Annotated in this window: 1 protein-coding gene; it reads right to left on the bottom strand. The window is 67.0% G+C overall.

The window, feature by feature from the left end:
- Positions 1-999 carry an IS481 family transposase gene (locus ACWGE0_RS45635; RefSeq protein ID WP_452267088.1) on the bottom strand — a complete coding sequence of 333 codons (999 nt, stop codon included), beginning with the start codon at positions 997-999 and terminating at the stop codon, positions 1-3.
- Positions 1,000-1,119: the final 120 nt, after the last annotated feature.

Here is a 1,119-nt window from a genome sequence, read left to right as displayed (position 1 = left end):
CTAGCTGTAGTGCCCTGAGAGGTTAGGAACGCGGCTGGCGGGTGGCTGGCCTGCAAGTGCGGTGTGACCGCGGTGGTGATTGTAGAGATGCAACCATCGCGGTAGCGCCTCGCGACGCTCGGTTTCGCTGCGGTAGGGGCGGGCGTAGGCCCATTCGTCGAGCAGGGTGCGGTTGAAGCGTTCGACTTTTCCGTTGGTCTGGGGCCGGCGTGGGCGTGTGCGTTTGTGGGTGATCCCGGCTGCGGTGAGGGTGTCGAGCCAGAGCCGGGATCGGTAGCAGGATCCGTTGTCGGTGAGCACTCGTGTGACGGTGATCCCGTTGGTGTGAAAGAAAGTCTGGGCTCGCGACCAGAACGCGGCGGCGGTTTCCTTGGTCTCGTCGGTGAGGATTTCGGTGTAGGCCAGGCGGCTGTGGTCGTCGACGGCGTTGTGCAGGTAGCTGTAGCCGAGGTTGGCGCGGTTGCTGATCTTGCGTGGCCGGGCGGGATCGCGGTGAGCGGAGCTGTTGCGTATGCCGATCGTCCGTCCGTGGACTTTGTGGCCGCCGCCGTCGGGGATGTTGCCCAGCTTCTTGATGTCGACGTGCACGAGATCGCCGGGGGCGGCGTGTTCGTAGCGGCGGATCGGTGCTCCGGTGGCTCGGTCCAGGTGCCGCAGCCGGGCGAGCCGGTAGCGGCGCAGGACTCGGTGCACGGTGGAGGGGTGGAGTCCGAGCAGATAGGCGATGCGGGCCGGTCCCCAGCGGCGGTCCAGCCGGACTTTGATGATCCGTCGTTCCTGTCGCGGGCCGGTGCGGCGGGGGCTGCTGTGCGGGCGTGACGAGCGGTCGGCCATGCCCGCAGGACCGTCGGCACGGTAGCGGTCGGCCCAGCGTTTCGCGGTGCTCACCGAGACCTGAAACCGCTCGGCTGCTCGTCGCAGCGGCCAGCCTTCGGCGACGACACACCGGGCCAGGCGCAGCCTGCCCAGCTCGGTCAGCGGTGCGTTAGCGTGAGGAATTGAGGGCCTCCTGGCTAGTAGGTGCAGATGTCGCAATCCACACCGAACCCGGAGGCCCTCCCTCATTCCAAGATCATCCGATCACGTGTCGGACCGTTCGCAACGTCTCGGGCCAGTACA

This window comes from Lentzea sp. NPDC054927, from assembly GCF_053610285.1.
Note: the sequence above shows the minus strand (reverse complement) of the source record. Positions and strands in the feature narration are given on the sequence as shown.